The organism is Exiguobacterium sp. MH3 (genome assembly GCF_000496635.1).
Taxonomy (GTDB): Bacteria; Bacillota; Bacilli; order Exiguobacteriales; family Exiguobacteriaceae; genus Exiguobacterium_A; species Exiguobacterium_A indicum.
This window is the reverse complement of record NC_022794.1, coordinates 188,812-214,800: the sequence shown is the minus strand read 5'-3', so window position 1 is coordinate 214,800 and position 25,989 is coordinate 188,812. Positions and strand designations below refer to the sequence as shown.

Here is a 25,989-nt window from a genome sequence, read left to right as displayed (position 1 = left end):
ATGTTTCAAAATGAATTCCATTTATTTTCCTTTCACTAAAAGAAAAAACGTTCATCCCCTACAGAGGACAAACGTTTTTGAATAATTAGCGTTTATGAACGATTCGGTCGACGAACAATCAGACCATAATAGAGAATGAGCGCCAGGCAATCTAAGGTCATGATGATCAGTCCCATCGGAACAGCCGATTGTTCTCCCATGATCCCGACGAGTGGTGACACGAGCGAGCCGACGAGCATCGGCAAGAGCCCTAAAAGAGCCGAGGCACTGCCTGCCGTTGCTCCGTAATTTTGCATCGCTAAAGTAAAACCGAGTGTCGAGATCAAACCGACGCTTGAAACGACGAAGAATAGTGGAATCATGACGAAGATCAGCTGATCCGTTAACGTCAAGGCGAGGAACAATAAGATACTCGCACTCGCAACGATCGTCAAACTGATTCTCATCAGCCGCTCTGAATCGACACGACCCGCAAGGCGACCGGCGATCTGTGCTGCTAAGATGATTCCGATTCCGTTTAAACCGAACAAAAAACTGAACTGTTGCGGTGAAGCGCCATAAATATTTTGTAAGACGAACGGGGAACCGGAGATGTAGGCGAACATCGCGCCCATGACGAATGCTTGCGCGAACGCATAGCCAATGAAGACGCGATCCGTCAACAAACGTCCGAACGTCTTCAACGTCGTCGTCAGGTTTCCTTCAACACGTCTATCAAGCGGAAGCGTTTCCGGTAAACGGAGTGCGACAGCAAGTAACATCATCGTGCTTAAAATCGCAAGCAAGTAGAAGACGAAATGCCAGTCACCGAACCGAAGAATTTGTCCACCGATGACGGGTGCGAGAATTGGTGCTGTTCCGTTGACGAGTGACAAGGCAGCAAAAAACCGCGTCAATTCAGGTCCGTCAAACAAGTCACGAACGATTGCCCGGGAAATGACGATTCCTGACGCTCCAGCTGCCCCTTGGATGAATCGAAGCGCGATCAACACTTCAATCGTCGGTGCCATCGCACAGGCGAGAGACGCGAGCAGATATGCGAGCAGAGCAACCATCAGCGGTCGTTTACGACCGCGAACGTCACTCAGCGGACCAACAATCAACTGTCCGAGTGCCATCCCAAGCATACAAGCCGTCAAACTTAATTGGATCAGTGATGCACTCGCATCAAACGAGCGTGACATATCTGGAAAAGCAGGTAGATACATGTCGATCGAGAGCGGTCCGAGTGCAGCAAGCGAACCGAGGATCAAGATCAACGTTAAGCGGCGTGGGGTCATGGTTTCTTTCGTCATGACGTCACGTAATCCAAATCATGCAAGACATAAGCGAGGAAAAAGACGACCGATGGATTTTCATATGTCATCTGAACCTTTTTGAGTTGTGCGCGGTAACCGGTCTCATACTCGACCCCGTTCAACTTCCGTTCCATGTTCATTTTAATCAATGCATCGAGTTTATCGATCACATCGACCATCTGTCCTTCGTATGTCTCGTCTTTTGCTTCCACGACGAACCGACGAAATGGTGCTCGGATTTCTTTCGGTAAATTATTGATCAACGTCTCTCCTTCTGCCCGTTCGTAAGCTTCGAAGGCTGCTGCTGTGACCGGTGTCGCATGTTTGACAGGTCCAAGAACATCTCCCGTCGTTCCTTCAACGAGATCATGACACAAGAGACGCGAGACGACTTCTTCGATGTCGATCGTGACGCCGTACTTCTCTGATTCAATCAGACCATTGAAGATACCAAGCGAGGCTGCTCGAAACGCATGTGTCGCGTCGTTATCATCAATCGTATTGAAACGTCCTTTCCAGCGCCGAATCGTATCCATCATCAAGACGTTTTCAATGAAATGAGACATCTCATCCTCTTCCATGACCGACTGTGTCAAGCGACGGATTGAAACGAGTGGGTGTCGTTCTAGAACAGCCTGTAATTCCGCTGCTTTTTGTTCGAAAAAGACGGACTCCGTCATCCGTGCTTCTCGGCGTGCGTACAACATCGCATCGAACGTATCGATGGCTTCGACGATCCGCCCTTCCGGCGATTCATCCTCTGCATGCACGAGGTATGTCGTGAACGCTGGTTGAAGCGACTTTGAGAGTAAGGCAACGAGCTGTTCACTTGCTTGTTGTTCCATTGCCTGAATGTGTGCATGTAACGTTGGCTCTTTTTTTGTCCGGTGTTTGATTGGTCCGGTGATGACTTCGTTCATGTCATGGAATAAGGCTTTTCCGAGCAATGTCAGGCGATCGACTGGTGTTTGCCCGTCTGCTTCTTCTAAATAGCTTGCCATCAAACTGAATAAGGCAACACGAAAGCTGTGACTGGCTGCGTTGTCCGGAAAACGTGGTGCATATTCATCCCACCGTGGAACGTTTTGCATCCGTGTCAGCATTCGAATGAAATTACCGTTTTGCATGAAATCTCTCCTAACGAAAGACGGACAGAGAGTACCCTGCCCGCCATTGTATTATTTTGCTGATTTGGTTGAACTGCTTCCGCTACGGAACCAACCAATGATTAAAATCAGAGCAAGTACGACCCAGAAGATCGTTTGCCATAGTGTACTCTCTGGAAACTCATGCGGCAAGACGTCGATTGACGGATGCGCGAGTGTCATGACGACCAGTTTTACACCAACCCATGCGACGAGCCAAAAGGCAGCTTCTTCGATGCCTGGTCGCTTTTGGAGCAAGACGACGAACCAGCTCGCGAAGTAACGCATGATGACGAGACCAATGATCCCACTGAAGAAGACGACCCAGAATTGTCCTGTATTCAGACCACCGATCGTTCCACCAATCATCGGTAATGTCGTTGCCATGGCGACAGCAGCAAGCGTTGAATCGACCGCAAACGCTAAATCAGAGAACTCGACTTTGACGACCGTCCACCAAAAATTCGGTGAGGCTTTTTGTGAGGCAATTGCATCCGGTACTTGGTGTTTATTCGATCGTGCCTCGACGATTCCTTTAAACGCGACATAAAAGAGATAAATCGCCCCGAGTGCTTGAAGTTCCCAAATCGTCGCTAAGTACGAAGCAAAGAAGATTGCCACGAAACGTAAGACGAGTGCTCCGACGAGACCATAGAAAAGCGCCTTTTTACGTTGATCGTCTGGTAACGGTCGGACGAGGACCGCCATGACCATCGCATTGTCGGCGGATAGTAATCCTTGCAAAATGATCAGTACGAGCCCGACGGTCGCATACTGTGTAATTAATCCAATATCCATACTAACGAATCCCCTTTATTGTTCAGTCTATTTATTATATGCCGGTCGATCGGAAAGAAAAAGATGAAAGCTCGACTCAAGTACTTAACCTTGTGTTTTATTCCCATTGTTTAAGAAAACCTAACACAAAAAAACGACCCGTCATCGACGGATCGTTTCCATTTCTTATAAGTTTTGATCAACTTTCTTTTCAGCATCTGGATTTGGTTTCGTTTTTGGTGAAGAGAACCAACCCCAAAGAGCAAGACCGACCATGACTGTCCAGAAGAAAGCCTGCCACGGTGTACTGTGGGCAAATCCTTCAGGAAGTTTTAAGGCTTCAAAGATTGTTCCTTCGATTGATGCGTGGTATTTCGGGTGTTCGAGCGCAAGAACGGCTAGCTTCACACCAACCCAGGCAACAATCGCAAACGCTGCTGTCTCAAGACCTGGGCGATCTGCGAGTAATTTAACAAAGACACGTGCTGCGAACCGCATCAAGACGACACCCATCAAACCACCTGTTAAGATGACGATGAAGTGACCTGTGTTCAAACCACCGATTTCGCCTGATCCCCAGTTTGGAAGGGCAACGGCAAGTGCTACTGCTGCAAGAATCGAATCGACTGCGAACGCTAAATCTGCAAATTCAATCTTCGCAACTGTCCGCCAGAATTCACCTTTTGAAACTGGCTCTTCCGACTTCGGTTCTTCATCTAGCTCATTTTCAGCCCCATGGTTCTCACCGAGCTTTCTGGCTTTAACGGTCTTATAAATATGCCGTAGTCCCATGATGAGCAAGTACGCCGCTCCAAGTGCTTGGATTTGCCAAATATCGACGAGGAACGAAATCGCGAACAATGCCGCGAATCGTAAGACGAACGCTCCAGCTAGTCCATAAAAAAGTGCTTTCTTTTGTTGTTCTCCTGGTAAGTGCTTGACCATGACCGCGAGTACGAGTGCATTATCCGCTGAAAGTAATCCTTCAAGCGCGATCAAGACGAGTACGACCCAGGCATACTGTAATAATAACTGCCAATCCATCTCTGTCATCCCTTTCTCTTACTACCTGTAAAATAAAAAAACTTCAATTATTGACCATGACGAAAAAAAACAATGATTACACGTTCACCTGAACATATACTATAGGATAGTATACCCGATTGCAAGTAAGTTATTCCTACAGATATAGAATGTGTCGATTTTGAGTCGTGCGAGTTTCGTTTATCGAACGTTCGTGATAAAATTCAAGACAATACTTCTAGCGATGAAAAGATGAAACACATTTGCGGAATCATCAGACTTGCTCGTCTCTAGCATTCCTGTCATGTTATTACTATTGAAACACTACAAAAGGACAAAGGGGCCAATGAATATGTCTACCTACCCGATTACGTTACCAACAAAAGAAGAGCGCCATAAGCTGTTCGGTTCGGTACCACCGATCAAAGGAACAAAACCGACTGAAAAAGATAAGATGGTCGACTTGCAAAATACACCGAAGAACTTCCTGTTTGCACTAGATGCTGTTGGAATCTCAAACGTCAAACATCCTGTCGTCATCCAAGACGGAGACAAAACACAAGCGACAGTCGCGACCTTCGAATTGTCGACATCACTTGTACAAGACCGTAAAGGGATCAACATGAGCCGTTTAACGGAACAACTCGATCAATACCATAACGAAGGATGGACGGTCACGAACGAGTCACTCATTCAATTCGCGCGTGATTTAGCAGACCGCATGGAACAAACGGAAGGTCAATTGACGATCCGTTATCCATGGTTCTTCACACGTAAAGCACCTGCAACAGGTCTTAGCGGCTTGATGAATGCCGAAGTATGGCAAACGGTCAGCGTCAACACGGAAACAGACGAAGCGACATTGTCTGTCGGCTTGACGATCAACGTCACGACACTTTGCCCATGTTCAAAAGAAATTAGCGAATACAGTGCTCACAACCAACGTGGTTACGTCACGATGGAAGCATCGTTACGTGATGAAGCAGAAGACTTTGACTGGAAACAATCATTGCTTGATGCTGCAGAATCCAATGCCTCAGCGCCACTTCACCCAGTACTCAAACGTCCGGATGAAAAGCGCGTGACAGAGATGGCATACGAAAATCCACGTTTCGTAGAAGATATGGTTCGCTTGATTGCTGCTGATTTGTACGAAATGGATCCAATCGCTTCGTTCTACGTCGAATGCCGTAACGAAGAAACGATTCACCAACACGACGCGATCGCACGGATCACGTTCGATAAAGACGCACAATAAGTAAGTCTGCCGTACTCCCTCTTAATCCGAGGGAGTACGGCTTTTTTTGTATACCGGCATTGCCCTCCGTTTTGCGAGCGTTTACACTTAACTCGAATGGAGGAATGCACATGTTAGAATTGATTCCTTTTTTACTCGAACGACTTGGTATCATGATCATCTTAGCGTTCATCCTCGCCCAGTGGGGACCGACACGACGGCTACTGCGTCAACCGGAAGCAGGCTGGCAATTCCGTGTTCTCGTCCTGTTTTTTGCGACGTACGGCATTTTAAGTAACTATACAGGGGTCAAAGTCGATTTAGCTGAATTCTTACCCCATGCTTGGCTCGAAGAAGTCGACGGAACATCAGCGATTGCAAACACACGAACGATGATCGTCGTCATCAGCGGACTGCTCGCTGGTCCGCTCGGTGGATTGATGACCGGACTCATCGTCGGGGTTCACCGGTATTCCCTCGGCGGATTCACAGCGTTCGCTTGCGCGCTTTCGACCGTCATCGCCGGTGGTGTCAGCGGTCTCTTACGCTCCTATTGGCGCGACCGTCTCAGTAGCCAAGCATTATTGCCCGTGTGTCTGACTGCTTTTTTAATGCTGTTTGAAATGTCGTTGATTTTACTATTCGCCCGCCCCTTTGATGCGGCAGTCGAACTCGTCCAGTTCATCTTCTTACCGATGACACTGATCAACGTCCTCGGTGTCTGGTTGTTCTTATCGATCATCCGCCTTGCTGCGCGAGAAGAGGAAACGGTTCGGGCACGAGAAGCCGAACGGTCGTTGCATATCGCCGATTTGACGCTTCCGCATCTGACGCGTGGTCTACATATCCATACGGCAGAAGCTGTCGCGGAAATTCTGTTGCAGCAAACGCGAGCCGAAGCCGTCTCACTGACGGATCGTTCCATCATCCTGGCCCATATCGGTATCGGGAGCGACCACCATCAAGCTGGGAGTCACTGGACGACGAAACCGACTGAGCATGTCTTGCAAGACGGACAAGTTCGTCTTGTGACGGAACGACTCGATATCGGCTGTCCCGTAACGGATTGTCCGCTTCAAGCCGGCATCATCGCTCCGCTCATCGTCGGGGAAACGACGATCGGGACGTTGAAAGTCTATTATCCTCATGCCGAATTGCTCGACGCCGTCGAAGTCGAACTCATTGAAGGATTAGCGAAACTGTTCTCGACACAACTAGCACTCGGGAACGCAGAGCGGCAAGCCGGTTTACTGAAGGATGCCGAGATCCGGGCACTCGAAGCACAAATTCATCCCCACTTCCTGTTTAATGCGATCAATACGATTTATGCACTGTGCCGGACGGATGTCGAACAAGCACGCACGTTGTTGCTCGAATTGTCGACGTTCTTCCGCAGTAACCTCCAAGGCGCACGATCGACGAAAATTCCGCTCCAAAAGGAACTCGAGCACATCGAAGCATACACATCTCTTGAAGCCGCTCGTTTTCCGAATCGCCCGTTTCTCGATATCGATTTAGCAGACGAGACGACGGCTTTACTCGTTCCACCGTTCATCTTACAACCATTGATCGAAAATGCGTTCCTTCATGCGTTTTCTTCTGAACAGACAGGATATGTCGGGGTGACGGCATGGTGTGAGGCAGACCAGCTGTGTCTCGAAGTCGTCGACAACGGACGCGGGATTGACGCCTCGCGCCTTGCCCGTCTCGGTCGAGAAGTCGTTCCGTCCTCAGGCACCGGTACCGCATTATTCAATACGGCAGAACGGATTCGAAGTTTATATGGTGAAAAGGGACAGTTTACGATCACGAGTGACGGTCAAAACGGCACGACGATCGCGATTCGTCTCCCGATTGAAGTCAGAAAGGAGATTCAGCATGCGCACCTTGTTGATTGAAGATGAACCGCTCGCACGTGACGAGCTCCGTTATCACGTGACCGCAGCCGGTCTTGAAGTCGTCGGGGAAACCGGTAGTGTCGAGGAAGCCGAACGACTCGTTCGCTCCCTTCAACCCGACTTAGTCTTTCTCGATATCGAGCTGACGGACGGAAGTGGTCTTGAAGTCGCTAAACGCTTAAAGTCGATGCCACGTCCTCCGGCTCTTTTGTTTGTGACGGCGTATGATGCTCATGCGCTTGAAGCGTTTGAGCTCAATGCCTATGACTACATCTTGAAACCATATGATCCGGCACGGATTGTCCGTGCGATTGAAAAAGTCGCGCGACCGCTGCCGAAAAAAGCCCCTCGCCTTGAACGTTTAGCCGTCGAGACGGGCGAACAACTGAAATTATTGTCTCCTCAAGATATCAATTATATCGTCGCTGAGAACGGAAAGACGAAGATCGTCACAGAGCACCATGCGTATCCATCGAACGAGACCTTACTCGAACTTGAACGAAAGCTTCAAGATCATCGCTTTTTACGGGTTCACCGCTCATACCTCGTCAACTTATCAGCAATCGATGCCATCGAACCTTGGTTCAACGGAGCCTATAATTTAAAAATTCATCAGATTGATGTGCCAGTCAGTCGGACGTATGTCAAACTACTGAAAGAAGCGCTCGGTATTTGAGCGCTTCTTTTTTGTGATTCAAGGTCCATTTTCAACCTTTCATCGAACGAAACCGACAACTCATCTAAAAATCAAAGAAAGCGCTTCCATAACTTGTATACTAAATCCATCATAGTTCATTCAAGAGGAGGAATTTTAGATGAGCGCTACTCCAATCGTTATTGCTGTCATCTGTATCTTATTAATCGCGTATCGTCTCTACGGCACGTTCATGGCTGCGAAAGTCTTAAAAATCAAAGATGATCGCGAAACGCCCGCTCATAAATTAGCGGATGGAAAAGATTACGTCCCAACGAACAAATGGGTCTCGTTCGGACACCATTTTGCGGCAATCGCTGCTGCCGGTCCACTCGTCGGACCTGTCCTTGCTGCTCAGTTCGGATATCTCCCCGGCTTACTGTGGCTCTTAATCGGTGCCGTCATCGGTGGAGCGGTCCATGATATGGTCGTCCTTTTTGCTTCGATGCGCCAAGATGGTCAATCGCTCTCTGAAGTCGCTAAAAAAGAATTAGGTCCCGTCGCTGGTTTTTGTGCCGGTCTTGCGATGCTTTTCATCATTACAATCACGATGGCTGGTCTATCGATGGTCGTCTTACACGCCCTTGAACATAACCCATGGGGTACATTCGCTGTCTTCTCGACGATTCCGATTGCGATGTTCGTTGGGATTTACTTACGTAAAGGTGGTAACTTAGCACTTGCTTCAACAGTTGGTTTCTTACTGATTCTAGCTGCGATTGGTTTTGGTCCTCAGTTAACGGAAACATTCATCGGCGATTGGTTCGATCTGTCGTCACGTCAACTCGCGATTGCTTTACCGATTTATGCATTCTTCGCTGCTGCACTGCCAGTGTGGCTCTTACTCGCACCTCGCGACTATCTATCGAGTTTCATGAAAATCGGTGTCTTCCTTGCTTTGATCGTTGGTGTCTTCATCATCAACCCAGACATTCGATTCCCGGCATTTACGAAGTTCGTTGATGGCGGTGGTCCAATCATCGCTGGTCCAGTCTGGCCATTCATCTCGATCACGATTGCCTGTGGTGCGATTTCTGGTTTCCACGCTTTCGTTGGTTCTGGTACGACACCGAAGATGATCAATCGGTGGAGTGACATCAAACCGGTCGCCTTCGGTGCCATGCTTGTCGAATGTCTTGTTGCCGTCATGGCGTTGATCGCTGCGACATCGCTTGAAGTCGGTGATTACTTCGCCATCAACTCAACACCAGAAGTATTCGCGACGCTTGGTATGAGCACGGTCTATCTTGATGATTTATCCCGTGAAATCGGTCTCGATCTGGCAGGTCGAACAGGTGGTGCCGTCTCACTCGCCGTCGGTATGACATTCATCTTCCGCGCCATCCCGTGGTTCAAAGAGATTGCCGGATTCTTCTTCCAATTCGTCATTCTATTCGAAGCGGTCTTCATCTTAACCGCAATCGATGCAGGAACACGCGTCGCCCGTTACTTGATTCAAGATTTCTTCGGGGAGTTCTACAAACCACTCAAACGTGTCGACTGGATTCCAGGTGCGATCTTCGCTTCGGCACTCGGGACGTTCTTCTGGGGCTATCTCCTGTTTTCGGGTGACATCGGTTCGATTTGGGCATTATTCGGGGTATCGAATCAGCTGATGGCTTCAATCGGCTTGATCATCGGAACGACGATCATCTTGAAAATCGCCGATAAAAAAGTCTATGCGCTGACGACGTTCATCCCGCTCGTCTATCTTCTGATCACAGTAACGTTCGCGGATATCTGGATGGTCGCAAACGTCTATGCGAATCCCGATTCTCCAGGTTTCAGCATCTTGAATACGGTCTTGTCCGTAACGATGGGACTGCTCGCGATCGTCATCACGATCTCAGCCGTCAAGAAATGGATTGAACTGTTGAATTCACCACGTTGGGAAAATCAAAAACGATCTGCGTAAGCGGATTGGTCATATGACAAAAGGCAGTGGACGCATCCACTGCCTTTTTCGTATCTCATTTTTAAAACGGATTATAAAAGCGATTACCATCATAGAAAGTGACGACGAATGACAAAACCGTCAAAAGTAGCACACAGCCGATCGCGACATAATCGATTCGTGTCATCGTCTGTTGGTTGTACCACGTTCGCTTTCGTCCGGCACCGAATCCACGGAGATCCATCGCATTGCTGACGGTCTCAATCCGCTCCAAACTCGTAAATAGCAACGGAAGTAAAATCTGGATGCTATTGCGTGCCCGCTGCCAAAGGGAGCCGTGTGAGACAGCAATCCCTCGTGCTTCTTGAGCGTTCGCGATCGTCCGGAAATCAGATTGAACGTCCGGAATATAACGGAGCGCTAAGGAGACCGCAAATGCGATCTTATACGGAACACCAATCCGATTCAAAGAAGAAGCGAACTCCGTCGGATGGGTCGTGACGAGAAACAACACAGCAATCGGAACGATCACACTGTATTTTAAGATTAAATTGAACAGATAAAATAATTGTTCTGCGGTCATCGTAAATCGTCCGATTCCTTCAAGTAAGACGTGACGCGATCCGTAGATTGCCACGCCCTGCTCTGGTTCGAACAGATAAACAGCGAGCGCATTAATCAGGACGAAAATCGCTGTAAAGATCAAGACGAAGCGGACTTCCCGAAACTGGATACGCGACAATCGGAATAACACGATACTGACTAACCCCATTACAAGTAAGACACGTGTATCATAGGTGAACATCGTTGCTGTCGTAAATAATAAGAATCCGATCAGTTTCGTCGTTCCCGTCAATCGATGAATCGGTGACGTTTTTTCAATATAGCCAAGCATTTCTACAGCCATTGTTCCCGCTCCTTTCGCTCCGCCGTAATCACGGACTCGACGAATCGTTCCGGATCGACTTCGAGGTGTTGCGCTAGCGTAAAGAGCGATGTTTGTTTTAAATGGGCATGATGCAGCAATTGTTCTTGATTCAGCAGTCCAAATGATGTTCCAGCATAACGGATACGCCCAGCTTGCACGAGGCAGACTTGATCGCTGTATTCTAAGACGAGATGCATGTCATGCGTGATGATGAGTAACGTCATTCCGTCCTGCTTCAATCCTTCTAAAAAGTCCATCATATCCGAATAATGCCGATAATCTTGACCGGCTGTTGGTTCATCGAGAATCAAGATATCCGGTCGTCGAACGAGAATCGAAGCAATCGTCACTCGTTTCTTCTGACCAAAACTCAGTGCTTGGATCGGCCAATTACGAAACGGATATAATCCGCAACGACGTAATGTCTGCTCGAGACGCTCGTTTTCTTCCGCCTCACTCAGTCCGAGCGCCTGCATCCCGTAGCGGATTTCCTCCTGCACGAGGTGTTTTGAAATCATATGATTCGGATTTTGCAGAACGAATCCGATCGTTCCTGCTCGCTCTGCGATCGATTGGTTCGTGATGTCGATTCCGTCAAGCAGGATCCGACCAGCTGTCGTCCGTTGGTAACCACTCAACACTTTCGCAAGCGTGGATTTTCCGGCACCATTCTGACCAACGATCGTCGTCAGTGTTCCTTTTTGAAAAGTCGCCGTCACATTCTCAAGCACCGGCGTTCCTTGACGATAATGAAACGCCAACTGATTGAGTTCAAGCAATGAAGTAGAGGTTGCAACCTCTTTTTGGGGTGCTTTCTCTAAACGCTCTAACACGTTCGTCTGGTTGAATCGCTTTAAAAAGGGATCGATGCGGCTCGGCTGATCTGAAGGTTGAACGGCAAGCCCAGCCCAGCGTGCGGCACTGACATAGAGAGGTTCACGCAAGATCGCTTCTTGCAGTTTTCCGTTACTCAAGATGACATCCGGATGATCATCAGCGATGATTTCGCCATCGACCATGACGATGATGCGGTCAAACGGAATGACGAGTACATCCTCGATCCGATGTTCGACGACAATCAATGTGCGATTCGTATCACGTTGCAGTCGATCCATAAGCGTCATCGCCTCTTGTCCCGCTACTGGATCGAGATTCGCGAGCGGCTCATCAAACAGTAAGATGTCCGTATCTTCGACGAGGACTCCGGCTAATACCGCCCGTTGTCGTTGTCCTCCTGATAGATCATTTAATCGTGCTTGCAAGAGCGTCTCGACATCCGTCATCCGTGCGACACGTTCGACGATCTCCTGCATTTCCGGTCGCCCAGTCTGTTTATTTTCGAGCGCAAAGGCGATGTCTTCGCCAACCGATAAACCAACGAACTGCGCATCTGGATCCTGTAACACCGTTCCAATATGCAGCGAACGATCAAATAACGATAACTCCCGGGCATCCTGCCCTTTGATCAGGACCTGTCCTTCCCACGTTCCAGGGTATGAGAACGGAATCAACCCATTGATGCACTGGGCGAGCGTACTTTTTCCTGAACCCGACGGTCCAACGATTAAGATGCGTTCGCCTGCTTGAATCGTTAATTGAATCTGCCGGAGTGTCGGTTCCGACTGACTCCGATATGTAAATGAAAAATCCTGAAATTCGATTACGTTTGTCATATCCTTCTCCCCCCAAGCTAAATGAGCTATGATCCTGCCGTCTCTTCGCACAGGATCATAGCTCATTCGGTCAAGCTTCGCGTTTCAAGCTGCCTGCTTTACTTCTTGTTTTCGCATAGGTGACGAGCAACAACGTTCCAATGACACCGACTGTCAAGATGTTCGATGTCGCAGCGACAGCCCCTTGGACGAAGACTTTGTTCGCTGGCTCCGTGTAAATTAAGATATCGAGTACCGGGGCAATGATGATCCAACCGATCGCTTGCACGATGGCTTGTGTGACATTGAATAAGACGATTTTACGTGTCGTCAATCCGCCTTCTTCTAGACGAATCCGGTTAGCGATCAATCCGATGCCAAAACCGACGAACCCGGATACGATGACCCAGCTCCACCACGGGGACCCATATAAAATCGCATCTTTTAATCCATGACCGATCAGACCGATCAAACCGGCTGTGACTGGTCCGAACAAAACTGCCATGAATGCGAGAAATGCATAGGATGTCTCAATTGACGTGTTCGGTACGCCTGTCGGAATCACAGCGAATCGACTTAAAATGATGAATACTGCTGCTCCGATCCCGGTTGCGACGATCTGTTTTGTCGTAAATCCTTTCATGTTCGATCTCCTCCTTTAATATGTTGTACGTTAACACTCCAATCATTTCCGATTCCAACCTCAAATGCATGCGCAAACGAACCTTGATTCAAGGCAAGAGCAATCTGATCCAGCGAGTTGATGTAGACGACGCCTGAACCAACCGGCACATCGGCGAACGAATGACCAAAGAGCAGTGTTTGTTCGTAAACAATCCGTTCTCGGTACGAAATCGTTACCTTGACGTGGCTACCGATGTCGAGACCCGCCTGACGGACGAGAGCGACCGGAATATTCGTCCAGACATTTCCGAAGCGAACATCGAGAATCTCGACGATACCGGTAACACCGGTATCCGACGACGAGGCAACTGTCCGGTCGAGCAAGACGATGTCCGAAGCAGGTAAAACGGGTCCTACTTCCTCGAAGGTGATGACATGGCTCGATAACCGAGCACCCGTGAAGGCAAAGATATCTCGTCCGTGAAACGTATACGATTCACCCATTCGAGGTAAGCGATGCCGTCGATCATCGAGTTGCCTCACTTCAGCAATGTATCCGGCTTGCCAAAGATGCGTCAACGTTCCGTTATCTGGTGTGATGATGTATTGATTCGCATGCGTCCGCGCGACGACACTCTTTCGACTCGATCCGACACCTGGATCAACGACAGAAACGAACACCGTTTGCTCCGTCCAGTACGGTACCGTCTGCAGTAACCGATAGGACGCTTCCCAAATGTGGAAGGGCGGAATGTCGTGCGTCAAATCAAAAATCCGAATCTCTGGATTGATGCTATGCGCAACCCCATACATCGCACTCACTGCCCCGTCACTCACGCCAAAGTCTGATTGCAATACCAATGCTTCTGCCATCTCGTCATCCTCCTCCTGCGGGAACGTCTCCACAAAAAAGACACCACGCCCTTATCTCTCAGGACGTGATGTCTGATCACGTGGTACCACCTTCGTTCATGGCTCAACTCACGTTCAGCCACCTCTAGGAGTACGAGACTCCCTGGAATGCTAACGGTATCCGTCCTACCGGTCGGTTCTACTGATGAACACGGTTCACGTTCTTCCGACTGCTCCGGGACCATCTTCAAATGACGAAATCGTCTCATTTCCAGCAACAGAGACTCTCTATCGATTTCTGATCACTTTACTCTTCCCGTCTACGCATGCAGATTTAGTTGTCTGAAAATTTAAATTAATAGTACAACCGTTTCATTCCTGACGCAAGGTTTTTTACTCAGAAATTTTTAAATTCGTCGTCCGGATCGTTCCCCATGGTGACACATCTGCACGGACTTCCAGTGCTTTTGCTTTTTCATATTGTTTTCCGCTTCCCTGTTCGACATAATACTGCGTCAACTGTGGAATCGACACGTATTGATCGTAATAATCGCCAGCAACACTTCCGAAGAATCGTTCATTCGAAATCCGGTCGATTTGAGCATAACCAGAAGCATCTGTCTTGAAGCTGACATAAACACGCCCATTTTGAATCGTCGGACCTGGTTTTAAATCCGGATACTGCAGCATCACGTATTCACCGTAAACGGGATCAAACGGATCAAACGGCTCTGCCCGAAAACGGTACGATGTTCCGAACCAGGAGGTCGCAAAAAAGCTGACGATCAACAGACCGACGACGCACGTCTGCAATACAGGCATTAAATAGCGTTTCATGACGTCACACCTCCTCTACGGCGTAACCACCATAAGATACCCGACAATAGGAAGATGAGGAGCGCACCGATGAGGAAAAACAAAGACATGTTCAACCGATCCCACGCATAGATGACGTATATCGCGATTTGAACGAGAATGAAATAGAGGAAGGCTGGCCAGATGATCGCATGACGACGTTCTTGATACAACAAATAGACTAGCGCCGATAGTTCAACGAGGATGGCGAGTAGAATGGCCTGTTCATCAAGCCACAGGACTCCAACGAATCCAAGCGGAACGATAAACAATAAGGAGCGACGTTTTTGATAGAGGAAAATTCCTAACCCAATGGATACGATAGCTAGCAGAATCGCTTCTGTCATAGATGGTAATGCGGCATTTGATTCCGCACGTACAGACAGATAGACGATCGAACTGATGGCAGCAACGATCAGATAGATCATTTCGACGATCCGACGATTGGACTCCTCACGAACAAGCCAGAGAACGGGAACGAGTAAAAATAGCGTCCAGACCGGCCACAGGAATCCGTCATATGATACAAGGAGAAACAAGGAGAGACCACTGAAGAAGAGAAACAGCCAGCTAAACAAAAGCGATGGCAGACGTTGGCTGAAGTAAAACCAACTGAACGACAGCACGACCATCAGACCGAACGATGTCCAGTCGAGATAACTCGCCTGCTCCTGACCAAAACCACCGAGACTCGTAAAGATCGTCCATCCGGAAAGGAAGGCGACGACACCGTATGCTTCATGACGCCAAAGCACATAGTGCGCTAACGCGGCGACAAACACACACCATCCGAGTAATGATCCTTCCATCGGCAAGTGGAAACTTTGAACAACGACGAGAATCGAGGCGCCAAACGCTAGGATTCCACCGATTCGGAAGACAATCGGATGCAACATACTCCGACGTTCCGAAAGATCCGCCATGACGTAACAACTCCACATGAGTGCTACGACAAGTCCGATTTTCCATCCGACCGGCATGACTTGCCAGTTAGCGGCTAAAAAGCTGAACACAGCCAATACGACGAACGTACCCCCTACAATCAACAAGAGCGGTAGACGTTGCTTTTCCTTACGATTGTTCTCATAATCGATGATTCGTTTGACGGTTGCTTCGTCCAAAAGCCCCGCTTCACTCCACTCTCTCATCTTGCGTAACTGCTTCATCGCACCCACCTCCTTCGAAGTGTTTAGATATTTATTAAATTCCCGATTTAGTACCATCTCAAGCCCGGATTCACAAGGATTCCAAGCTATTTGTTCAGTTCGTCACAGAATGGTGACAGACAAAAAAAGCAAGGAAGACTAGCTTCCTTGCTTTTTTTAATCGATGGCTTAAACACGGAAACGGGCAACGAGTACCTGTAGCTCTTCCGCCATATCGGATAATGCTTTAGCGGATTGCGAAATTTCTTCCATCGCACTCAACTGTTCTTCCGTCGTCGCTGCGACTTGTTTCGACGCCGACGAATTCTCTTGCGCGATATGAGCGATTTCTGTCGCCGATGCTGACACTTCTTGAACGTTCGCTGCGATTTCCTCGACAGTTGCCGTCACGTCTTCGATTCGTGGTGTCATCTCTTGCGTCCGTTCGAGAATCTTCTGGAATCGCTCTGCCGATGCTTCTGTCGTCGACAAGCCAGCTTTCGTCTGTCCCGAGACTTCCTTCATCATCGTAACCGATTGATCCGTCTCCTGCTTGATGTTTTGAATGAGCTGCGCAATCTGCTTCGTTGAATCCTGTGACTGCTCTGCTAGTTTACGCACTTCACTTGCGACGACGGCGAACCCTTTTCCGTTTTCGCCTGCCCGTGCTGCTTCAATCGCCGCGTTCAGTGCCAATAAATTCGTTTGTTCGGCAATGCCGTTGATGACATCGACGATTTTCCCGATTTCATTTGAACGATGTGCGAGTGAACTGATGACACCACCAAAGTTTTGAACAGAGGCATCGATTTCTTTCATCTGCTGGACGTTCTGCAGTACAGCAACTGTTCCGTTCTCAGCTTCTGTAGCCGTTGAACGTGATAGCTCTGAGACGTCCGTTGAGCTCTCAGCAATTCGCATGATGCCAGCTGTAATCGACTGGAGCGAGACGGCGTTCGCATCGAGTTGACGCTTCGATTGATCCGCTCCTGCTGCGACCTGTTGAATCGATCCCGCGATTTGTTCCGATGCGGACGTCGTCTGAGCAGAGTTCGCCATTAATTCCTGTGACGAACCGGCCACTTGTGTGATTGACTGATCGAGATTGATGATGATTGAACGGAGTGAGTCGACCATGACGTTAAAGCTTTGTGCGACCTGTCCAACTTCATCGTTTGATTCAACGATGACAGGTTCCGTCAAATCACCAGATTGAATCCGTTCTGCTCCACGTGTCAAATGACCGAGTGGGCGAAGAATCGAGCGAAGGATGAAGTAGATGAAGACGGCTGCGACGAGTAACATTCCGCCGATGACTGCGAGCGTTGTCCACAGAATACTCGACGTCGCATCGGTGATTTCATGATCGTACAGGGTTCCGGCAACCTTCCACTTCGTTAAATCGTTCGTCATGAAGTCCATCTGTTTACCTTCATTTTCGAATTCATACGAAAATTGTCCGGCTGGGTCATCGTAGAGTGGCGCAACCCAGTTCCCTGTTGCCTTTTCACCTGGTTTTAGCGTCGGGTGCGTAACGAACTTCTTATTCGAATCGAGAATCGTCACATAACCCTCTTTACCAATTTTAATCTTTTTCGCGATTTCCGCGATGCGGTCGACATCGACATCAATCGCCACGACACCTCTTCCGTTTCCGGTCGTTTGTGACAATGTCACCATCATCTTGTTCGAGGCAGCATCGACGTATGGATCGGTGATGACGACTTTTCCACCGGCTGCTTCAGCCGATTGGTACCACGAGCGCTCACGTGGGTCATAATCCTCGGGCATGACTTGTTCCGGGAAAATGTTCATATCCCCTTCTGTCGTCGCGAAATAGATGTTCGCCGCTTGCGGATGCATGTCGAGATATTCCGTCATTTTTTCCTTCAACGCTGCATTTTGTTTTCCTTTTTGATAGAGCGTCCCGTCAATTCGGTCCGCAAAAAAGGCGACATCGCGTCGCATCGGATCAATGATATTCTGAATCTCATCGTTCATTCGATCGACTCCACCATGTGCCGATTGTAGAATTTGCTCCGTCATTGTTTGTTTCGCCTGATTGTAGGCAACAAATCCGATCACGAGCGCTGGGATTACTAATAGGAGAATCGATGTCAGAATTAATTTTTGTTTGATACTCATCGTTCGTTTGATCTTTTGTTCCATGTGTCACTCCATTCTCGAGTGCAAGGACTCGCTATTCTACCTTCTTTATCGGAAGAATAACGAAAAATGTTCATAGAGAAATCGATAATCGTTCATTGATTCACATGAAAAAAAGACGACTCTCATGGAGTCGTCTTCCTTGGTAACGCTTCCTCTTATGCTTCTTGATCGCCCTTCCAGTTCATCATGCCGCCTTCGACGTTGACGATGTCGTATCCATATTGCTCGAGGAAACGACCGACGTTTTCGCTTCGCGCGCCCGCTTTACAGATTAAGTAGTAGGTTTCACCTTCTTGCAGCTCCGTATAGCGTTCACCGATTTCAGACATCGGAAGGAAGCGGACGTTCGGAATATGTCCTGCATCGTATTCATCCTGCTCCCGGACGTCAACGACGTGTAACGCCTCGCCTGCCTCTAATCGTTCTTGTAACTCGTCTACATGAATCGTTTTCATTTTGTATGACCTCCTGTATGGTTCTGCCGTAAGTGTAGCAAATTCATCATCAAAACAAAACGAAACCGTTTGATACGAAGTGATGAAAAAGCGGACCCGTTTGCGGATCCGCCCATCTCATTATTCTCCTGATGCCTGACGCGTCGACTGACGTGTCTCCTTATGCATTCCCCGTGCATAATAGACGGCAATCAGAATTGCGTACCACAGTGGTCCAACGACCAAAGCGATGCGTGTACTTGCGTCAAATGCCATCAAGACGATGACACCAGCAAGTGCCGCAAGGGCAATATAGTTCGCGACCGGGAAGAACGGAACAGCAAATTCTGCTGAACCATGTACCTTCCGCGCCCGCATCTGAGCGATCAGAATCATTGCCCACGTCCAGACGGCACCGAACGTTGCGATACTCGTAACGATTGCAAAAACATCTTCCGGTAAGAAGTAGTTCAAAGCGACACCGACGAGCAAGGCGACACCTGAAAGAATCGTCGCCAGTGCTGGAACACCGTTTTTCGAGATTTTCGAGAAACGACGTGGTGCTTCACTGTTCTCGGATAAGTTCATCATCATCCGGGCTGTTGAGAAGATACCCGAGTTACATGACGAAAGTGCTGCCGTTAAGACAACGAAGTTGATGATGCCGGCTGCTGACTCAATACCGAGCGATTGAAATAGTAATACAAACGGACTACTATTGTTCGCACCGACTTGATCCCACGGATAAATCGATAAAATGACGAAGAGCGCTCCGATATAGAATACTAAGATCCGAAGGAAGACGTTATTGACGGCTTTTCGAATCGTTTTCTTCGGATTCTTCGCTTCCCCTGCTGTGACCCCAATCACTTCAATTCCTAAGAACGCAAACATGACCATCTGCATGGCAAGGAGTACTCCACCGAATCCGTTCGGTAAGAATCCACCATGTGACCACAGGTTCGAAATCCCAACCGGTGTGCCGCCGTTTCCAAGACCAATGACAATCGTCAAGGTCCCTAAGATGATCATGGCGACGATCGCGACGATTTTAATCAACGCAAACCAAAATTCGAATTCACCATAAAATTTAACAGCAATGAAGTTGATGCTCGTCATCAAGACAAGTGCTGCTAGTGCCCATACCCACCCCTGAGAATCCGGGAACCATACTTTCATGTAAATACCGACTGCTGTGATTTCCGCCATACACGTAAAAATCCAGAGTAACCAATAATTCCAACCTGTTAAAAAGCCAGCTAATGGACTGACATACTTCCGGGCATACTCCGCAAAACTACCAGCCACCGGCTCCCGCACTGCAAGCTCCCCAAGTGCTCGCATGATAATGAAAATGATGACACCACCAATCAGATAACCAAGTAAAATCCCTGGTCCTGCTAATTGGATCGCTTTTGCTGACCCTAGGAAGAGTCCGACACCGATTGCCGCCCCCAGCGACATCAGTGTAATATGACGTTCTTCCAGTCCCCGATTCAACTCTGTCTGTTGTTTCATTTTTACGACGTCCTTCCCGTCTCTGTTTGTTTCTTAGCAGTTCCCCGTACCGCTACGTTGTCAGTATAAAGAAGATGTGTCGATTTTGTAAACGTTTTCAATGTATATTTCTTACCAAATCCACATACTCGGAATATTCTGATTACGTTAGCAGTATAAAAAAGGAACCACCCGCTACTATGTAGTATACAGGATGGCTCCTTTCGGAAAGTTACAATTGTTATTCAACTTTAGCAAGTGGCGCGTCTACTGACTCCGACTTACTCGTCAATCGGAAGATTCCATTTAGCAATAATGCTGTTAGCGATCCCGCGACGATCGGGCTGTCCGTCAAGACACGGATTTGTGACGGGAGACCAGCTACGATCTCCGGATTCGTACTGATTCCTAAACCAATTCCGAGGGCAAGTGCTACCGTGATGACGTGTTCGTTCTTCGAAAAATCGACCCGCGACAGAATACGAATCCCGCTCGCTGCGACCGTTCCGAACATGATCAACATTGCCCCACCTAGGACAGGTTTTGGAATCAACGTCGTGAATGTCGCCACTTTTGGTAAGAAGCCGAGCAAGATTAAAAATCCACCCGCAAATAAAATGACTTTACGTGTCTTCACGCCAGTCAACTGAACGAGACCGACGTTTTGGCTATAGGTCGTATACGGGAAACTGTTGAAGATACCGCCAACGATCGTCGCGACACCTTCTGCCCGGTAGCCACGTGCTAGATCTTTATCCGTCAAACGGCGATCCGTGATCTCACCAAGTGTCAAGAACACACCTGTCGATTCGACCATCGAGACGAGACCAACCAGCGTCATCGTCAAGATCGCCGTCGCATTGAATGTCGGAACACCGAAGTAGAACGGCGTCACCATTTGGAACCATGACGCTTCCGCCACCGGACTGAAGTCGATCATCCCCATGCCAAACGCAACGAGTGTACTGATCATCACAGCAATCAAGACGGCTGCTGCTTTTGAAAAGACCGTGCCGTAGCGATTCAAGATTAAAATCAAGACGATCGTTAGTCCGGCGAGTCCAAGATAACGTGCGTCACCAAAGTCCTTCACCCCTTGTCCGCCCCCGATATCGTTGATTGCAGCCGGAATCAAGGAAATGCCGATGATCGTCACGACGGAACCGAGGACGACTGGCGGGAACAAGACGGCGATCTTACTAAACCAGCCTGAGATGACGAGAATGATCAAACCACTCGCAATTAACGCACCATAAATCGCCGTAATCCCTTGAAGACTACCGATTGCGATCATCGGACCGACTGCCGTGAAAGTGCAACCGAGGACGACAGGAAGACCAACGCCTGTATATTTCGTGACGAGCACTTGTAGTAAGGTCGCTACGCCACACATGAAGAGATCAATCGCCACTAAATAAGCGAGTTCTTCTCCCGACAATCCGATCGCACTCCCGACGATTAGCGGAACGACAGCTGCTCCTGTGTACATCGCAAGCACATGCTGAAGTCCAAGACTAGCGGCTTTGAAGTTCGATAGTCTCATACGGTCACCGAGTCGACGAACGTCGCTTTTCCGTCCTTCAACGACTCCACACGAGCGAGTGACTCGACGCGGAACCCGGCTTCGATTAACTTTTGACGTCCTGGTTGGAACGACTTTTCAATGACGATTCCAAAACCGGCAACTTCCGCACCTGCTTGCTCAACAAGGCGAGCAAGACCAAATGCCGCTTCTCCGTTCGCGAGGAAATCGTCGATGATCAAGACACGTTCCCCCGGTTGTAGGTATTTTTCTGCAACCGTAATCGTACTCGTCTGTTGTTTCGTAAACGAGAAGACTTCAGCTGAAATCGTTCCTTCATTCAAGGTGACGGATTTCGTCTTACGAGCATAGACCATTGGTACCCCTAAACGGAGCGCCGTCATCATTGCCGGGGCAATACCACCTGCTTCGATCGTCAAAATCCGCGTGATACCGGCATCTTGGAAGCGATCCATGAACTCATAGGCGATTTCCCACATCAAGGTCGGGTCGACCTGGTGGTTTAAAAAGGCATCCACTTTCAATACTTGATCCGATAATACGATTCCCTCTTGATTAATCATGTCGTGTAGACGTTTCATACATGCATTCTCCTCTTTAAAAACGAAAAAACGTACAGCCGCTACCCGGGGGCAGCCACTGTACGCCAAAAAAGAGAGCAGTAACTCACCACCCGTAGTCGGACCGTTACGGCGATCCGGTAGAGACTCGTGGGCCAATTCCCACTATTATACGAGCGTTGCTATACGTTTACGTTTCGTGATTTTCGTGATGTGTACCATTGTACGGGGTTTAGCGAAAAAGTAAAGACTTTTTCACACCGTACTTAGGCTTGGCGTTCTTCGACCGCTTGTGCTGCCGTGATGATCGCGAGTTTGTAAACATCCTCTTCGTTACAACCGCGTGAAAGATCGTTGACCGGTTTGTTCAACCCTTGAAGGATCGGACCGATTGCTTCGAATCCACCAAGACGTTGTGCGATTTTGTAGCCAATGTTTCCAGATTCAAGACTTGGGAAGATGAAGACGTTCGCTTGACCGGCGACATCTGATTCTGGTGCTTTTGATTTCGCGACGCTTGGAACGAATGCTGCATCGAATTGGAGTTCGCCATCGATCGCAAGTTCTGGTGCACGTTCTTTAGCAATGCGAGTTGCTTCAACGACACGCTCTGTCTCTGGTGATTTTGCTGAACCTTTTGTTGAGAAGCTGAGCAATGCTACTTTCGGATCGATACCGAATGTTTTCGCTGTTTTCGCAGATGCAATTGCGTTCTCTGCTAGATCGTTCGCATCTGGTGCGATGTTGATTGCGCAGTCTGCGAAGACGTATTGCTCATCGTCACGTACCATAATGAAGACGCCTGATGTTTTTTTATAGCCTTCTTGCATCTTGATGATTTGAAGTGCTGGACGAACTGTATCGCCTGTTGCGTGCATGGCCCCCGATACAAGACCTTCTGCTTGCCCTGTATGAACGAGCATCGTACCGAACGTGTTCACGTCTTTTAAGATGACAGCACGTGCTTGCTCTTCTGTTGCTTTCCCTTTACGACGCTCAACGAACGATGCGACGAGCTCATCGATTCCAACGTAAGAAGCAGGATCAATCGTATCAAGTCCCGTGACATCGATTCCGTTCGCTGCTGCTGTTTCTTCGATTTGTACACGTGGTCCGATGACGACCGGTGTGACGAGACCGTCTTTCTTCAAACGGACAGCTGCGCCAAGAACACGTGCGTCAATTCCTTCTGGGAAGACGATTTTCGGTTGGTGCGCTTTAATCTTTTGTTCTAACATATCGAATAGTTGCATGAGTTTCTCTCCTTTTTAGGTAAACACGACGTCGTCGATTTGATCCATTTTCTTTTCCATCGTTTATTATACACAGTTCTCAATCGTTGTTAAAACAATTTGCAAAAAAGTTATCTAACAAAAGCACTGAAGCCATATTCACTGACTATTACAGTCATTTTCAAGAATGGTACAGAGACTATTTCCAAGCAACGTAATCTCCACTTCCCCTTTTACCCACTCTCTGCTTTTTTCATGTGTTACGATCTCATGGACAAAGACCTTTTCGGGCGAAGCGTTTCAGTAGAATGTGATAAGATAGGATATGGAAAAAGACAATTTATTTCAGACTCAGGAGGTCATCCCATGCAACACCAAACATCTGAACCGACTGCTACGCAACAAGCCGCTGAAACACTCGACGGCTGGTATACATTACATGATTTCCGCCGGATCGATTGGTCACGCTTGAAACAAGTCGACGCGACAGACCGCGCGCGCATGATTGAAGAATTCCAAGCTTTCCTCTCAGAGCTTTCTGGTGTCGAAGCGGCAAAAGACGGAAGCCACGCACTTTACACGATCATCGGTCAAAAAGCCGATCTCGTCTTGATGGTTCTTCGTCCAACGATGGAACAAATCCAAGACGTCGAAGTCAAAATGCAAAAACTTGATCTCTATGATTACTTGATCCCGACGTATTCTTACGTCTCTGTCGTCGAACTCGGTACGTACCGTGGTTCAGGCGAAGGAAACCCATACGAGAACCCTTACGTGCGTGATCGTCTCTATCCAATCTTGCCGCAAGCGAAGCACATCTGCTTCTACCCGATGAGCAAGTCACGTCGCGATGGCGACAACTGGTACACGCTCTCAATGGAGAAACGAAAAGAACTCATGTATCGTCACGGTATGATCGGTCGAAGTTATGCTGGGAAAATTCAGCAAATCATCGGTGGATCAACTGGATTTGACGATTGGGAATGGGGCGTTACACTCTTCTCAGACGACATTCTCCAGTTCAAGAAAATCGTCTATGAAATGCGTTTTGACGAAGTCAGCGCGAAGTACGGTGAGTTTGGTGAGTTCTTCATCGGGAACCGTCTCGAAAGTGAACAATTAAATACTCATTTTGCACTTTAATGTGTTGAATGACGTTTGATTGAAATATCTCATGGGAATATACTCCTTGCGGCTACAAAACAGGCTATAAAATAGTAGGTTGATTACGTAAGGAGGAATTACCATGGGGAATGCTATGAACCGATCGACACGATCGCGTGAATTGCAATTCGCTGTGCTTTCAAAAGAGCTGAAACCGGTTGCAGATCGCGTACTGGATCGCTATGAGCAAGCATTATCGAAGCTAAACAAAACTCAAACGACAAAACGATGAATTCGTTTTGATACCTACGCCTACTCCATCGCGAGTAGGCGTTTTTCATACAAAAAAAGACCGTTCTTCTTCATGACGGAAGAAAAACGGTCAATCCTCATAATCCTTTGTAGGCACCAATTGCGACAAAGATCCATGCTGCGATGAACAAGACGCCACCGATCGGTGTGATAGCACCCAGTTTTGTTACGTTCGTCAATGCCATGACGTACAGACTACCGGAGAAGAAGACGATTCCAGCAAGCATCAGCCATGCAGCCAACGACCATTGCGGGATCGATGCTTTTAATAAGAGTCCCCCGAGTGCTAGGATACCGAGCGAGTGTACCATCTGGTAAAGTACGCCTGTCTGCCAGTTCGCGAGCATCCGTTCCGTCAACATATCTTTTAAGGCGTGTGCACCGAATGCACCTAGTGCGACCGATAACATCATCGAGATCGCGCCAATCATAATGAAAACTTTCATGCTTATTCTCCCCCTAACCGTCGTGCTGGTAAATTCCATTCATAATAATACGATAGCATACGTAAAACGGTGATGAGTCCGAGCAATGTGAACAAATGTAGAGGATTCGTCAATTGGAAACGATCAATCACAAGTGCTGCCATGACGGCCCACATCGCATAGATCTCTTTATGCAAGACGAGTGGTTTCCGACCAGCGAGTAAATCGCGAATCACTCCACCACCAACACCAGTCAGTACAGCAGCTGAAATCGTCGCTGACAACGGCAGTCCTTTTGCTGTCGCCATCAAGGCACCTTGAATCGCAAACGCAGACAACCCGAGCGCATCCGCAAGGACGCCCCAACGTGTCCAGTGCGGCAAGAACAACTGGGGTAACATGAAGATCAACAACGCAACGAGAATCGCGACTAAAAAGAGACCACCTTGTGACCAGAGAGCCGATACCGGTACACCAATCAGTAAATTACGAATGGCACCACCGCCGAATGCTGTGATCAAAGCAAGTAACCAGACACCGAATAAATCATATTTTTCTTCCATCGCGACGATTGCTCCACTCATCGCAAAAGCGACCGTGCCGATGATATTCAATAAGTCCCAGGACATGCGCACATTTCACCTTTCTACAAAGAAATTCCAATACTTACTATACTCTCTTTTTAGTTTCC

At 48.3% G+C, this 25,989-nt stretch carries 24 protein-coding genes and 1 riboswitch; of the genes, 6 read left to right on the top strand and 18 right to left on the bottom strand.

All coding sequences use genetic code 11. The features are described from left to right. Window positions 1-92: 92 nt before the first annotated feature. From U719_RS01185 to U719_RS01170, 4 genes are all read right to left on the bottom strand, one after another. Complete coding sequence (locus U719_RS01185; RefSeq protein ID WP_023466778.1) at window positions 93-1,295, bottom strand: multidrug effflux MFS transporter; 1,203 nt, start codon at window positions 1,293-1,295, stop codon at window positions 93-95. After that, window positions 1,292-2,425 carry a YfbR-like 5'-deoxynucleotidase gene (locus U719_RS01180; protein ID WP_023466777.1) on the bottom strand — a complete coding sequence of 378 codons (1,134 nt, stop codon included), beginning with the start codon at window positions 2,423-2,425 and terminating at the stop codon, window positions 1,292-1,294. Before U719_RS01180 ends, U719_RS01185 begins: the two co-directional genes overlap by 4 nt. Window positions 2,426-2,476: 51 nt before the next feature. Then, window positions 2,477-3,241, bottom strand: a complete 765-nt coding sequence (locus U719_RS01175; RefSeq protein ID WP_023466776.1) for a TerC family protein — start codon at window positions 3,239-3,241, stop codon at window positions 2,477-2,479. 165 nt (window positions 3,242-3,406) lie between these two features. Beyond that, window positions 3,407-4,264, bottom strand: coding sequence for a TerC family protein (locus U719_RS01170; RefSeq protein ID WP_041255251.1), 858 nt, complete (start codon window positions 4,262-4,264; stop codon window positions 3,407-3,409). A gap of 331 nt (window positions 4,265-4,595) precedes the next feature. Here U719_RS01170 and folE2 point away from each other — a divergent pair, with 331 nt between their 5' ends. The 4 genes from folE2 (at window position 4,596) to U719_RS01150 (ending at window position 9,987) form a co-directional block, all read left to right on the top strand. Continuing rightward, window positions 4,596-5,501, top strand: a complete 906-nt coding sequence (gene folE2 / locus U719_RS01165) for a GTP cyclohydrolase FolE2 (RefSeq protein WP_023466774.1) — start codon at window positions 4,596-4,598, stop codon at window positions 5,499-5,501. Window positions 5,502-5,611: 110 nt separating this feature from the next. Then, complete coding sequence (locus U719_RS01160) at window positions 5,612-7,378, top strand: LytS/YhcK type 5TM receptor domain-containing protein (RefSeq protein WP_023466773.1); 1,767 nt, start codon at window positions 5,612-5,614, stop codon at window positions 7,376-7,378. Further along, window positions 7,359-8,054, top strand: a complete 696-nt coding sequence (locus U719_RS01155) for a LytTR family DNA-binding domain-containing protein (RefSeq protein WP_023466772.1) — start codon at window positions 7,359-7,361, stop codon at window positions 8,052-8,054. The genes U719_RS01160 and U719_RS01155 overlap by 20 nt, the downstream gene beginning before the upstream one ends. A 139-nt stretch (window positions 8,055-8,193) precedes the next feature. Beyond that, entirely contained in the window at window positions 8,194-9,987 is a 1,794-nt protein-coding gene (locus tag U719_RS01150) for a carbon starvation protein A (RefSeq protein ID WP_023466771.1), read from the top strand. 61 nt (window positions 9,988-10,048) lie between these two features. Here the strand turns inward: U719_RS01150 and U719_RS01145 are convergent, their stop codons facing one another. The 12 genes from U719_RS01145 to pta all read right to left on the bottom strand — a co-directional run bounded on the left by U719_RS01145 (window position 10,049) and on the right by pta (window position 23,478). Then, window positions 10,049-10,873: an energy-coupling factor transporter transmembrane protein EcfT gene (locus U719_RS01145; RefSeq protein ID WP_023466770.1), complete on the bottom strand. Its 825-nt coding sequence runs from the start codon at window positions 10,871-10,873 to the stop codon at window positions 10,049-10,051. Further along, entirely contained in the window at window positions 10,864-12,567 is a 1,704-nt protein-coding gene (locus U719_RS01140) for a DUF3744 domain-containing protein (RefSeq protein WP_023466769.1), read from the bottom strand. The genes U719_RS01145 and U719_RS01140 overlap by 10 nt, the downstream gene beginning before the upstream one ends. A 70-nt stretch (window positions 12,568-12,637) precedes the next feature. Then, on the bottom strand, window positions 12,638-13,189 hold the full coding sequence (locus tag U719_RS01135; protein WP_023466768.1) for an ECF-type riboflavin transporter substrate-binding protein: 552 nt from the start codon (window positions 13,187-13,189) through the stop codon (window positions 12,638-12,640). Then, entirely contained in the window at window positions 13,186-14,043 is an 858-nt protein-coding gene (locus tag U719_RS01130; RefSeq protein ID WP_023466767.1) for an S-adenosyl-l-methionine hydroxide adenosyltransferase family protein, read from the bottom strand. The genes U719_RS01135 and U719_RS01130 overlap by 4 nt, the downstream gene beginning before the upstream one ends. 372 nt (window positions 14,044-14,415) lie before the next feature. Then, window positions 14,416-14,859, bottom strand: coding sequence for a GDYXXLXY domain-containing protein (locus U719_RS01125; protein ID WP_023466766.1), 444 nt, complete (start codon window positions 14,857-14,859; stop codon window positions 14,416-14,418). After that, entirely contained in the window at window positions 14,856-16,043 is a 1,188-nt protein-coding gene (locus tag U719_RS01120; protein ID WP_023466765.1) for a DUF2157 domain-containing protein, read from the bottom strand. The genes U719_RS01125 and U719_RS01120 overlap by 4 nt, the downstream gene beginning before the upstream one ends. Window positions 16,044-16,211: 168 nt before the next feature. Further along, entirely contained in the window at window positions 16,212-18,167 is a 1,956-nt protein-coding gene (locus tag U719_RS01115; protein ID WP_235147613.1) for a methyl-accepting chemotaxis protein, read from the bottom strand. 179 nt (window positions 18,168-18,346) lie between these two features. Then, complete coding sequence (locus U719_RS01110; RefSeq protein WP_023466762.1) at window positions 18,347-18,646, bottom strand: rhodanese-like domain-containing protein; 300 nt, start codon at window positions 18,644-18,646, stop codon at window positions 18,347-18,349. Window positions 18,647-18,766: 120 nt separating this feature from the next. Continuing rightward, on the bottom strand, window positions 18,767-20,143 hold the full coding sequence (locus U719_RS01105) for an amino acid permease (protein ID WP_023466759.1): 1,377 nt from the start codon (window positions 20,141-20,143) through the stop codon (window positions 18,767-18,769). A gap of 220 nt (window positions 20,144-20,363) precedes the next feature. Further along, window positions 20,364-21,665, bottom strand: coding sequence for a nucleobase:cation symporter-2 family protein (locus U719_RS01100; RefSeq protein WP_023466758.1), 1,302 nt, complete (start codon window positions 21,663-21,665; stop codon window positions 20,364-20,366). Next, entirely contained in the window at window positions 21,662-22,246 is a 585-nt protein-coding gene (locus U719_RS01095) for a xanthine phosphoribosyltransferase (RefSeq protein WP_023466757.1), read from the bottom strand. The genes U719_RS01100 and U719_RS01095 overlap by 4 nt, the downstream gene beginning before the upstream one ends. Window positions 22,247-22,321: 75 nt before the next feature. Continuing rightward, a riboswitch (purine riboswitch) is annotated at window positions 22,322-22,421 on the bottom strand. Between the two features lie 70 nt (window positions 22,422-22,491). Then, window positions 22,492-23,478, bottom strand: a complete 987-nt coding sequence (gene pta / locus U719_RS01090) for a phosphate acetyltransferase (RefSeq protein WP_023466756.1) — start codon at window positions 23,476-23,478, stop codon at window positions 22,492-22,494. Between the two features lie 345 nt (window positions 23,479-23,823). Here pta and hemQ point away from each other — a divergent pair, with 345 nt between their 5' ends. Then, window positions 23,824-24,600: a hydrogen peroxide-dependent heme synthase gene (gene hemQ, locus U719_RS01085; RefSeq protein ID WP_023466755.1), complete on the top strand. Its 777-nt coding sequence runs from the start codon at window positions 23,824-23,826 to the stop codon at window positions 24,598-24,600. 103 nt (window positions 24,601-24,703) lie between these two features. Continuing rightward, window positions 24,704-24,853 (top strand): hypothetical protein, encoded by a 150-nt coding sequence (locus tag U719_RS16895; protein WP_023466754.1) that lies wholly within the window; start codon window positions 24,704-24,706, stop codon window positions 24,851-24,853. A gap of 97 nt (window positions 24,854-24,950) precedes the next feature. Here the strand turns inward: U719_RS16895 and U719_RS01080 are convergent, their stop codons facing one another. Both U719_RS01080 and U719_RS01075 read right to left on the bottom strand, forming a co-directional pair. Beyond that, window positions 24,951-25,319 (bottom strand): DUF423 domain-containing protein, encoded by a 369-nt coding sequence (locus U719_RS01080; RefSeq protein WP_023466753.1) that lies wholly within the window; start codon window positions 25,317-25,319, stop codon window positions 24,951-24,953. A gap of 2 nt (window positions 25,320-25,321) precedes the next feature. Then, window positions 25,322-25,927 carry a trimeric intracellular cation channel family protein gene (locus U719_RS01075; RefSeq protein WP_023466752.1) on the bottom strand — a complete coding sequence of 202 codons (606 nt, stop codon included), beginning with the start codon at window positions 25,925-25,927 and terminating at the stop codon, window positions 25,322-25,324. Between the last annotated feature and the right edge of the window lie 62 nt (window positions 25,928-25,989).

What these genes read in the sequence shown, in the direction of transcription:
- U719_RS01080 (WP_023466753.1), bottom strand. Translation starts at nt 25,319, where the DNA reads ATGAAAGTTTTCATTATGATTGGCGCGATCTCGATGATGTTATCGGTC.
- U719_RS01100 (WP_023466758.1), bottom strand. Translation starts at nt 21,665, where the DNA reads ATGAGACTATCGAACTTCAAAGCCGCTAGTCTTGGACTTCAGCATGTG.
- hemQ (WP_023466755.1), top strand. Translation starts at nt 23,824, where the DNA reads ATGCAACACCAAACATCTGAACCGACTGCTACGCAACAAGCCGCTGAA.
- U719_RS01140 (WP_023466769.1), bottom strand. Translation starts at nt 12,567, where the DNA reads ATGACAAACGTAATCGAATTTCAGGATTTTTCATTTACATATCGGAGT.
- U719_RS01115 (WP_235147613.1), bottom strand. Translation starts at nt 18,167, where the DNA reads ATGAGTATCAAACAAAAATTAATTCTGACATCGATTCTCCTATTAGTA.
- pta (WP_023466756.1), bottom strand. Translation starts at nt 23,478, where the DNA reads ATGCAACTATTCGATATGTTAGAACAAAAGATTAAAGCGCACCAACCG.
- U719_RS01175 (WP_023466776.1), bottom strand. Translation starts at nt 3,241, where the DNA reads ATGGATATTGGATTAATTACACAGTATGCGACCGTCGGGCTCGTACTG.
- U719_RS01095 (WP_023466757.1), bottom strand. Translation starts at nt 22,246, where the DNA reads ATGAAACGTCTACACGACATGATTAATCAAGAGGGAATCGTATTATCG.
- U719_RS01180 (WP_023466777.1), bottom strand. Translation starts at nt 2,425, where the DNA reads ATGCAAAACGGTAATTTCATTCGAATGCTGACACGGATGCAAAACGTT.
- U719_RS01110 (WP_023466762.1), bottom strand. Translation starts at nt 18,646, where the DNA reads ATGAAAACGATTCATGTAGACGAGTTACAAGAACGATTAGAGGCAGGC.
- U719_RS16895 (WP_023466754.1), top strand. Translation starts at nt 24,704, where the DNA reads ATGGGGAATGCTATGAACCGATCGACACGATCGCGTGAATTGCAATTC.
- U719_RS01130 (WP_023466767.1), bottom strand. Translation starts at nt 14,043, where the DNA reads ATGGCAGAAGCATTGGTATTGCAATCAGACTTTGGCGTGAGTGACGGG.
- U719_RS01105 (WP_023466759.1), bottom strand. Translation starts at nt 20,143, where the DNA reads ATGAAACAACAGACAGAGTTGAATCGGGGACTGGAAGAACGTCATATT.
- U719_RS01170 (WP_041255251.1), bottom strand. Translation starts at nt 4,264, where the DNA reads ATGGATTGGCAGTTATTATTACAGTATGCCTGGGTCGTACTCGTCTTG.
- U719_RS01125 (WP_023466766.1), bottom strand. Translation starts at nt 14,859, where the DNA reads ATGAAACGCTATTTAATGCCTGTATTGCAGACGTGCGTCGTCGGTCTG.
- U719_RS01120 (WP_023466765.1), bottom strand. Translation starts at nt 16,043, where the DNA reads ATGAAGCAGTTACGCAAGATGAGAGAGTGGAGTGAAGCGGGGCTTTTG.
- U719_RS01160 (WP_023466773.1), top strand. Translation starts at nt 5,612, where the DNA reads ATGTTAGAATTGATTCCTTTTTTACTCGAACGACTTGGTATCATGATC.
- U719_RS01150 (WP_023466771.1), top strand. Translation starts at nt 8,194, where the DNA reads ATGAGCGCTACTCCAATCGTTATTGCTGTCATCTGTATCTTATTAATC.
- U719_RS01185 (WP_023466778.1), bottom strand. Translation starts at nt 1,295, where the DNA reads ATGACGAAAGAAACCATGACCCCACGCCGCTTAACGTTGATCTTGATC.
- U719_RS01145 (WP_023466770.1), bottom strand. Translation starts at nt 10,873, where the DNA reads ATGGCTGTAGAAATGCTTGGCTATATTGAAAAAACGTCACCGATTCAT.
- U719_RS01155 (WP_023466772.1), top strand. Translation starts at nt 7,359, where the DNA reads ATGCGCACCTTGTTGATTGAAGATGAACCGCTCGCACGTGACGAGCTC.
- U719_RS01135 (WP_023466768.1), bottom strand. Translation starts at nt 13,189, where the DNA reads ATGAAAGGATTTACGACAAAACAGATCGTCGCAACCGGGATCGGAGCA.
- folE2 (WP_023466774.1), top strand. Translation starts at nt 4,596, where the DNA reads ATGTCTACCTACCCGATTACGTTACCAACAAAAGAAGAGCGCCATAAG.
- U719_RS01075 (WP_023466752.1), bottom strand. Translation starts at nt 25,927, where the DNA reads ATGTCCTGGGACTTATTGAATATCATCGGCACGGTCGCTTTTGCGATG.